Here is an 8,625-nt window from a genome sequence, read left to right on the forward strand (position 1 = left end):
TCAGGAGAGGGCCGCCGCGCGGAAGCGGCGGAGGATCTCCTCGCCCGCCGCGACGCCCCGCTCCGCGAGGACGTCGAGGTGCGGGGCGGTCCAGGCGCTGTCGGCGAGTTCGCCGTGGCCCGGGCGCCAGGCCCGGTCCGCGGCGAGCAGCAGGTCGGCGTCGAGGAGCGAGTCGCCGGCGGCGAGGGTGAGCTCGGCGCCGATGCGCCGGGCGACCTCGCGGACGGCGGCGCTCTTGGTGAGCGGCTTCGGCACCGCGTACACCTTGCGGCCCTGGAGCGAGACGGTCCAGCCCCGGTCGCCGGCCCAGGCGCCGAAGCGGTCCAGCCAGTCCTCCGGGAGCCTTTCCCGTTCGACGACCAGGTAGGCGAAGAGGTCCTCGGCGACCCGGTGCTTGCGCACCCACGACAGGTCGGTCGTCGCGGTGAGGTAGGCGCGGATCTCGGAGAGCGGGGCGCACTCGTCGGCGAGCCTGCGGAGGACGGAGGCGTGCCAGTCGGCGTCGGTGACGCCGTCGACGAGGATGTGCCCGCCGTTGGCGCAGATCGCGTACGCCGGTGTGGTGCCCGGGAGTTGGATGCGCTGGTACTGCTTGCGCGTCCGGGTGGTGGTGGGCACGAAGACGGTCTCGGCGGTGAGCGCCGCGAGGAGTTCGGCGGCCTCCTCCGTCATGTAGGAGAGCGGCTTGGACTCGTGGACCTCGACGCAGAGCAGCCGGGGCGCCTGCGCGTCCGGCATGCCGAGGGCGAGGGCCGCGGTCGAGTAGATGAGGGTGCGGTCGAGGTCGCTGGCGACCAGCGTCGTGCGCGGGGTGGGAACGGTGCTCATCGGGACACCACCGCCTTTCCGTCGGCGCCTGTCGCACCCCTGGTGTACTGGGGGTGGATCAGCCCGACGCAGGTGTACGGGAGGCCGTCGACCTCCTCCACCGGTACGCCGCGCTGCTCGGCGAGGAGGCGGACGTGGGCGAGGTCGGCGCCGGCGCCGCGCTTCGCGAGGATCTTCCAGGGGACGCGCCGCAGGAGGACGCGGGTGGTCTCGCCGACGCCGGGCTTCACGAGGTTCACGTCGTGGATGCCGTACTCCTCGCTGATCCGCTCGACGGCCGCCCAGCCCTCCCAGGTGGGGGTGCGGTCGGCGGCGAGGAGCTCCTTCACGTCGGTGTCGACGGTGTCGGCGACCTCGTCGAAGCGGGCCTCGACGGCGTCGAGGAAGCCGACGGAGACGTCGGCGCCGGCCAGTTCGCGGTAGAACTTGGCACCGTGGAAGTCGTCCGCGCCGACCAGGTCGGAGCGGAGCACCGTGCGCGATATCAGGCCGGAGACCGTGGAGTTGAGGCACGCGGAGGGGATCAGGAAGTCCTCGCGGGTGCCGTAGGTGCGCACGCAGGAGCCGGGGTCGGCGAGGACCGCGATCTCCGGGTCGAAGCCGGCGAACTCCTCCGACTCCCGCAGTGCGGCGGCGAGTTCGCGGGTGATGGCGCCCTTGCCGGTCCAGCCGTCGACGAAGACGACGTCGGCCGGGTCGTGGTGGGCGGCGAGCCAGCGCAGGGCGTTGGCGTCGATGCCGCGGCCGCGGACGATCGAGACGGCGTAGTGGGGCAGGTCGAGGCCGTGGCGGTGGAGCGCCCAGCGGCGCATGAGGACGCCGACGGGGGTGCCGGCGCGGGCGAGCGAGACGAGGACCGGGCGGCCGGGCTTCTCGGCGAGGACGGTCTCGGTGACGGTGCCGACCGCGTGGGCGATGCGGGCGGCGGAGGACTCCAGGGCGCTCTGGTACAGCTCCTGGTAGCGGGCGCTCGGCTGGTACTCGACGGGCAGCGACTCGGCGTAGTGCGCGCCGCCGCGCTGGATGGCTTCCTCGCGTTCCTCGGTGGGCGCCTCCAGCTCGACGTCCGAGAGGTCCTGGAGCAGCCAGCCGACCTCCTCGGGGGCGTACGAGGAGAAGTCGGGGCCGCGGAGGGGCTCGGGCAGCATGGAGCTCCTTTCGGGAGCTTCGGGTACGGGAGCTTGGGATGCGGCCGGCGATGCGGTGGCCGCCTGCGGTTGCGGTGCGTACGAGGGGACGACGGCGAGGACGACGCGCGGGATGTGCGCGGCGAGCTGGGCGAGCAGGCCGTCGGGGGCGTGCAGCCCGGGGGTGTCGGCGGCGGAGTCGACGACCGCGACGACGGCGTCGAAGCCGCCGCCGGCGACGTTGTAGGCGTAGCGCTCGCCGGGGCCGTCGGCGGGGTCGTCGTGGGCGGGGAAGACGAGTCGGGTGCGGATGGCGTAGCCGGGGTCGTCGACGGCGAGGACGGGCGAGCGGGTGGTGGTGGAGTACCGGACGTCGAGGCCGGCGTCCTCCAGGGCGCCGGCGAGTCGCAGCGGCGCGTACATCAGCTCCTCGAAGCCGAGGACGAGGACGCGGGGGGCGGCGCCTCCGGAAGCCGGGCCGGCGCCGGTGGTAGCGGTGGTGGCGCTGGTGCTGGCGCTGGTGGCCGCGCCGGTGCCGCTGCCCGCGCCCGTACCCGCGGGAGCCTCCGGGGCCGCCGTCAGGGCGGTCGTGAGCGCCGTCGTCATCGCGGGCAGCGCCGCTTCGAGACGGGCGCGGTGCTCGGGGGTGAAGCCGTGGCGGCCGCCGTCGGGGACCTCCGCGGGCCAGTCGAGGGGGACGCGTACGACGGCGGGCGCGGAGGCCTGCCGGGTACGGGGGCGGGGCGCGGGGGCCGTCGTGTGCCGGGCCACCAGTTCCTGGCCCTTCTCCAGGACGCCGTCCGGGAGGCCGACGGTGCCGGCGGCGAGGGAGAGCAGGTCGACGCGGGCGCCGATCTCGGCGGCGAAGCCGGTGAGCCGGTCGTGGTCGGCGGGGCCGCGCATGTCGACCAGGGCGACGACGACGTACCGGTCGCGGGGGTAGCGCTCGTGGAGGCCGCGGATGGTGTTGAGGACGGTGTTGCCGGTGGAGAACTCGTCGTCGACGAGGACCAGCGGCCCCTTGCCCGCCAGCAGCTCCGGGTCCTCGGGGAGCAGCAGGTGCGAGGTGGCGTGGGAGTGGGACTCCTCGAAGCCGCCCGCGGTGGCGACGCCGGGGACGGGGCGGCGGGTGGAGTGGAGGTACGGGGCGGCGCCGAGGCCGTCGGCGACGGCGTGACCGAGGGCGGTGGCGGTCTCGGCGTATCCGAGGACGACGGCCCGGGCCGCCTCCTCCGCGCCGAGGAGCTCACGGACGCGCAGGCCGAGGCCGAGGCCGGAGCCGTACACGACGGAGGGGCGCTGCGGCACGTGCTTGCCGAGCACGCTGGAGACGAGCAGGTGGGCCCGCTTGGGGTTGCGGCGCAGGGCGAGGCCCAGCAGGGTCGGCAGCTCCTCGTCGCCGATCAGTTCGACGCCGAGCCGCTCCGCGACCCACGTTCCGGTCCACACCACGTCGCCGCAGTCCTTTCGTCAGCCGGCGAGGCCGGCGGTGAGCAGTTCCACGAAGCCGACGTCCTCGCGGGCGACGCCGAAGGCGTCGGCGCGCAGCAGGGTGCGCTCGGCCCAGGCTCGGTGCGGCTTCACTTCGTTCATTTTGTTGGTGTAGGCGGAGCGGAGCACGCCGCCGCCGTCCCGTTCGGGCCGGAGGATGTCCTGGGCGTCGCTCCACTCCTCGTGGCTGACCACGGACAGGGCGTGGACGGGCACCACGTGGGTGGGGTGGATGCAGGTCTTGCCGAGGAGGCCGTTGGCGCGGTCGAGCTCGATCTCGCGGAGCAGCCCGTCCATGTCGTGCTCGATGAGGGAGGTGCGCAGGTCCTCGGCGCGGCCCTCCAGGAAGGGGCTGCGGCGCAGCTGGGGCTTGAAGATGCGCTCGCCGGGGCGGAAGTACTCCCAGACGGGGCCGGTGATGGTGAAGCCGGTGCCGTCGGCGCGGCCGAGGACGTTGACGACGTCGGCGATGACGTGCGCGACGACCTTGACGTCGTAGGCGGTCATGTCGGGCGAGCGGCGGAGCCCGTAGGCGGAGCAGAAGTCGGTGACGCCGAGGCGCAGGGCGAGGACGCGGTCGCGGTACTTGTCGGTGATGGCGGCGATGCCGGCGAGGGTCTCGGCCCGGGTCTCCAGGTGGAGCAGCTCGGGGGACTCCAGGACGGGCATGGCGTAGAGGCGGCGGCCGGCGATGCGCTCGGCCTGGGTGAGCGCTTCGAGGAAGGCGCTGCCGCGGGCCTCGGTGAACTTGGGCAGTACGAATCCGGACAGCAGGCCGACGGTGTCGCCGAGGCGGGTGGTGAGGTCGGTGATCTGGCGCGGATCGCGGACGCGGATGAAGAGCAGGGGCACGCCGGGGTCGGCGGGCCGGTCGTCGGCCCCGGGCTCGCGGGCCGCCGGGCCGTCGGCGAGCTCGCGGAACTCGCGGACCAGGTTGGCCTCGCCGGCCTCGACGTCGGCGTCGCTGATCGAGTCCTCCAGGCAGAGGACCATGGACACGACACCCCGGGCGGCCTGCTTGCGGACGGCGTCGGCGAGCCGGGGGCGGGTGGCGGGGCTGTAGAGCGTGGCCCCGAGGGCGACCGCGAGCGTGGGGGCGGGCGAGTCGGCGGTGAACTCGACCGGCTCGCGGTGGAACAGCCCGCTCCGCACCTCGGACGGGATGTGCCCGAAATGACGCATATGAGTCCCCCGTCTGGTTCCTTGGGCCTGATGACACGTGGCCGGTAATAGTACGTAGGTGCGGGTGTCCATAGTTCCCACCGCGCATGAAATCCAGGTAACCCGTCCCCGTCCGATCCCTCCCTCACCCCTGATTCCGTCAGGTGTACGCCCCCGGCCCCGCCGGTCCCGCCCGCCCGGCGGGCGACCGGTGGGGCCCGCTCCGCTACCCGTGGTGCCCCCGCGTTGTCCCCCGGACGGGCAGGAGGGCAGGATGGCCGTCATGACGCACGCGATGCTGAAGGGCTCCAACGTCCCTCTCGACACCGCGGCCGTACGGGCCGTGCTCTGCTGGACCCCGGGCCCCGGTGTCCCCGACGTGGACGCCTCGGCCCTGGTCCTCGGCCCCGACGGCCGGGTCCGCTCCGACGAGGACTTCGTCTTCTACAACCAGCCGCGCCACCCCTCGGGCCTGGTGCGGCGGCTGCCGAAGAAGCGGGTGGCCGAGGGACTGACGGACACGGTCGAGGCCGACCTCGCCGCGCTGGACCCCTCCGTCGACCGGGTGGTGCTCGCCGCCTCCTCGGACGGCGGCACCTTCCGCGCGGTGACGGACCTGAGGATCTTCCTGTACGACGCCACGGCCGCGCCCGAGCGGGAGCCGCTGGCGCGCTTCGACGTGACCGCGGAGACCGGCGAGGAGACCGCGGTCATCTGCGGCGAGCTGTACCGCCGGGGCGACGGGTGGAAGTTCCGCGCGGTCGGGCAGGGCTATCCGACCGGCCTGGTCGGTCTGGCGACGGACTTCGGCATCTCGGTCGACGAGGGGCCCGAGGACGCCGCCGAGGCCGGAGCCCCGGGTGGCGGCGACGCGCCCCCCGCCGACGACCTCGACGCGACCGCGCTCGTCGACGCCTCCGCCGCCGGGTCCGGTACGGGCTCCGCCCCGGACCCGGACCTCGACGCGACCGTCCTCCACACCCCCGTGCCGCAGTCGCCGCCGCTGCCGCCCACCCCGCCCGTGCCGCCGCGGCCCGACCGGGAGCCCTCCTACGGCTACCCGCAGGCCCCGGTGCCGGGTCCGGGGCCCGCGTACGGCTATCCGCAGCCGGTGCACGCCGGGCAGGGCGGCCCCGAGCCGGTCCCGGAGTTCCGGATGCCGCCGATGGGGCCGCAGTTCCAGCGCTCCTGACGCCGGAGCGGCCCCCGGTAAGCCTCCGGGGGCCGCCGTCACGTCTTGGACTTGTAGCCGCGGCCCCACTGGAGGCCCCAGCCGTAGAGCCGGTCCAGCTCGGCCTGGAAGCCGTAGACGAACCGCACCTCGCGCCGGACCAGCAGCTCGTCCTTGCTGTTGTCCACCGAGAAGACGGCGCAGGAGCGGGCCTGCGGGGCACGCTCGTCGAGCTCGATCTCGATGCGGGGGCCGTTGCTCGGATAGAGCGTGATCTTGGCGTGGGTCCGGTCGAAGGCCGGGGTCTGGTCGTAGATGTACGCGAAGAACAGCAGCCGCTTGATCTGGTCCTTGTGGTCGAGGTTGACGAAGATCGTCTCCCCGGAGGGGGCGCCGAACCGGTCGTCGCCGCTGAGCTTCACGTACGGGGCGGCGTTGAGGTCGCCGAAGAAGCCGCCCAGCGGCTGCACCACGCCCTTGCTGCCGTCCTTGAGCTCGTAGAGGCAGCCGAGGTCCAGGTCGACGTTGACCATGCCCTGGGTGTGGGCCTGGACGACCTCCGGCTTGAAGAACTGCGCCGGGTTGCGCAGCAGCCGGCCGCTCTGCCGGGAACGGCCCTCGATGTCGGAGCTGCGCATCCGCCAGGAGAGGTTGACCCGGAGGTTGCCGGTGGCACCGCCCTGTCTGGCGAGCGAGACCGAGGGCCTGCGCCTGGTCAGGTCGATGGTGTGGGATGCGCCCATCCCCGTGTCGAAGGGCGTCGCCCGCCCCGGAATCAGGTTGTCCCAGAAGGCCATCGGGCCCCCACCCCCCACAAATCGGTCGCCTTGCCGCCCGTCACACGCCCGCGGGGCGGCCGGACGCGCCGGCCGCCCCGCAGGGAAGCGTTCCTCATTGTCCCCGGTGTCACACCCCGTGGTGGGGCGCACACCGGGGAGCAGGGTGTCACACCCCGGAGCTCACCTCGGCCTTGTCGTCCGAGGAGCCGGATCCGCCCTCCGCCGCGAGCGCCTTGTTGCGGCGGACGGAGGACCAGAAGGACCAGGCGATCAGGATGACGCCGATGGAGCCGGTGATGACCTCGGGGATCTCGTGCTGGATGGTGACCAGGAGGAGGACGGCGAGGGCGCCGATGGCGTAGTGGGCGCCGTGCTCCAGGTACACGTAGTCGTCCAGGGTGCCCTGCTTGACCAGGTAGACCGTGAGGGACCGGACGTACATGGCGCCGACGCCGAGGCCGAGCGCCATGAGGACGATGTCGTTGGTGACGGCGAAGGCGCCGATGACCCCGTCGAAGGAGAAGGAGGCGTCGAGGACCTCCAGGTACAGGAACATGAAGAACGCGGCCTTGCCGGCCAGCTGGACCGCGGAGACCTTCTTGCCGCTGCGCTTGGCCTCTTCCTCGGCCTCGTGCTCGCGCTCCTCCTCCTCTTCGAGCTTGTTCTCGAAGAAGCCGGACAGACCGCCGACGACGAGGTACGTGATCAGGCCGGCGATGCCGGAGATGAGGACCGTCTGCGCCTTGTCGACGTGCATGCCGCCGTGCTGGTGGGCCTGGGTCGCGAAGGTCATGGAGGTGACCAGCAGGACGATCAGCGCGATGCAGACCGACAGCATGTCGACCTTGCCGAGCTTGGCGAGCGGGCGCTCGATCCAGCGCAGCCACTGGATGTCACGGTCCTCGAAGATGAAGTCGAGGAAGATCATCAGCAGGAACATGCCACCGAAGGCGGCGATCGACGGGTGCGCGTCGGTGACCAGTTCCTCGTAGCGCTCGGCGTCGTTGAGCGCGAGGTCGACGGCCTCGATCGGGCCGATCTTGGCGCTGACCGCGACGATCAGGACGGGGAAGACCAGGCGCATTCCGAAGACGGCGATCAGAATGCCGATGGTGAGGAAGATCTTCTGCCAGAAGGCATTCATCTTCTTCAGGATGCCGGCGTTGACGACCGCGTTGTCGAAGGAGAGCGAGATTTCGAGGATGCAGAGGATCGCGACGATCCCGAACGCCTCCCACCCCCCGTAGAGCACCGCGGCGACCAGGCCGAGCGCGGTGATCGCGAACGACCAGCCGAAGGTTTTCAGAACCACTGCCTACCCCATTGTGTGATAACGCGGCTTTACGAAACGTTGACCCCGAAGTCTAGAGCGATGCCCCGCAGACCCGACGCGTACCCCTGGCCGACCGCGCGGAACTTCCATTCGCCGTTGTAGCGGTAGAGCTCGCCGAAGATCATCGCGGTCTCGGTGGAGGCGTCCTCGGAGAGGTCGTAGCGGGCCAGCTCCTGGCCGTCCGCCTGGTTCACCACACGGATGAAGGCGTTGCTGACCTGACCGAAGGTCTGGCCGCGGTTGTCCGCGTCGTGGATGGAGACCGGGAAGACGATCTTGTCGCACTGGAGCGGGACGCGGGTGAGGTCGATGACCAGCGACTCGTCGTCGCCGTCGCCCTCTCCGGTGAGGTTGTCACCGGTGTGCTCGACCGAACCCTCGGGGCTGCGCAGCTGGTTGTAGAAGACGAAGTATTCGTCACCGAGCACCCGGCCGGCCTGGCACATCAGCGCGCTGGCGTCGAGGTCGAAGTCGGCTCCGGTGGTGGACCGCGCGTCCCAGCCGAGGCCCACGAGGACCTTGGTGAGGTTGGGTGCGGCCTTGGAGAGGGAGACGTTGCCTCCCTTGGCGAGCGTGACGCCCATGGTGTTCGGTTCCTCCCCGGTGGATGCTGCTGCCATGAGGCACGTCCGGGGGCGCCCGGGGGGGGGGCGCCGGGCGGGTGGGGGGGGGGGGGGCGGAGAGCTTTTGCAGGGTCGTTTTAACAAAAGAAGCAGCCCACGAAAAGTATGGTGT

The 8,625-nt window shown here is 72.1% G+C and carries 7 protein-coding genes; 1 reads left to right on the top strand and 6 read right to left on the bottom strand.

What is annotated here, in order from left to right; translation table 11 throughout:
• From ACFQ8C_RS28290 to ACFQ8C_RS28300, 3 genes are read right to left on the bottom strand one after another with little or no spacing between them, the layout of a single operon-like run.
• Window positions 1-828, bottom strand: coding sequence for an HAD family hydrolase (locus ACFQ8C_RS28290; protein WP_383462556.1), 828 nt, complete (start codon window positions 826-828; stop codon window positions 1-3).
• Window positions 825-3,407, bottom strand: coding sequence for a phosphoribosyltransferase (locus tag ACFQ8C_RS28295; RefSeq protein WP_383462558.1), 2,583 nt, complete (start codon window positions 3,405-3,407; stop codon window positions 825-827). Before ACFQ8C_RS28295 ends, ACFQ8C_RS28290 begins: the two co-directional genes overlap by 4 nt.
• Before the next feature lie 18 nt (window positions 3,408-3,425).
• On the bottom strand, window positions 3,426-4,628 hold the full coding sequence (locus tag ACFQ8C_RS28300; protein WP_383462559.1) for an HpcH/HpaI aldolase/citrate lyase family protein: 1,203 nt from the start codon (window positions 4,626-4,628) through the stop codon (window positions 3,426-3,428).
• Window positions 4,629-4,881: 253 nt separating this feature from the next.
• Here ACFQ8C_RS28300 and ACFQ8C_RS28305 point away from each other — a divergent pair, with 253 nt between their 5' ends.
• Window positions 4,882-5,799 carry a TerD family protein gene (locus ACFQ8C_RS28305; protein ID WP_383462561.1) on the top strand — a complete coding sequence of 306 codons (918 nt, stop codon included), beginning with the start codon at window positions 4,882-4,884 and terminating at the stop codon, window positions 5,797-5,799.
• A gap of 38 nt (window positions 5,800-5,837) precedes the next feature.
• Here ACFQ8C_RS28305 and ACFQ8C_RS28310 read toward each other — a convergent pair whose 3' ends face one another.
• The 3 genes from ACFQ8C_RS28310 to ACFQ8C_RS28320 form a co-directional block, all read right to left on the bottom strand.
• The gene (locus ACFQ8C_RS28310; protein WP_383462562.1) at window positions 5,838-6,575 is read right to left on the bottom strand and encodes a Tellurium resistance; all 738 of its coding nucleotides are present in this window, start codon (window positions 6,573-6,575) and stop codon (window positions 5,838-5,840) included.
• A gap of 148 nt (window positions 6,576-6,723) precedes the next feature.
• Window positions 6,724-7,869, bottom strand: coding sequence for a DUF475 domain-containing protein (locus ACFQ8C_RS28315; protein ID WP_383462564.1), 1,146 nt, complete (start codon window positions 7,867-7,869; stop codon window positions 6,724-6,726).
• Window positions 7,870-7,898: 29 nt separating this feature from the next.
• A complete protein-coding gene (locus ACFQ8C_RS28320; protein ID WP_383462566.1) occupies window positions 7,899-8,474 on the bottom strand; it encodes a TerD family protein in 576 nt (191 codons plus the stop codon).
• Between the last annotated feature and the right edge of the window lie 151 nt (window positions 8,475-8,625).

Origin of the sequence: Streptomyces sp. NPDC056503, assembly GCF_042794995.1 — a bacterium.
In the GTDB taxonomy this organism is placed as follows: domain Bacteria; phylum Actinomycetota; class Actinomycetes; order Streptomycetales; family Streptomycetaceae; genus Streptomyces.

Excerpts from the sequence above, each read along its gene's own strand:
- ACFQ8C_RS28290 (WP_383462556.1), bottom strand. The coding sequence starts at position 828 with ATGAGCACCGTTCCCACCCCGCGCACGACGCTGGTCGCCAGCGACCTC.
- ACFQ8C_RS28310 (WP_383462562.1), bottom strand. The coding sequence starts at position 6,575 with ATGGCCTTCTGGGACAACCTGATTCCGGGGCGGGCGACGCCCTTCGAC.
- ACFQ8C_RS28300 (WP_383462559.1), bottom strand. The coding sequence starts at position 4,628 with ATGCGTCATTTCGGGCACATCCCGTCCGAGGTGCGGAGCGGGCTGTTC.
- ACFQ8C_RS28320 (WP_383462566.1), bottom strand. The coding sequence starts at position 8,474 with ATGGGCGTCACGCTCGCCAAGGGAGGCAACGTCTCCCTCTCCAAGGCC.
- ACFQ8C_RS28305 (WP_383462561.1), top strand. The coding sequence starts at position 4,882 with ATGGCCGTCATGACGCACGCGATGCTGAAGGGCTCCAACGTCCCTCTC.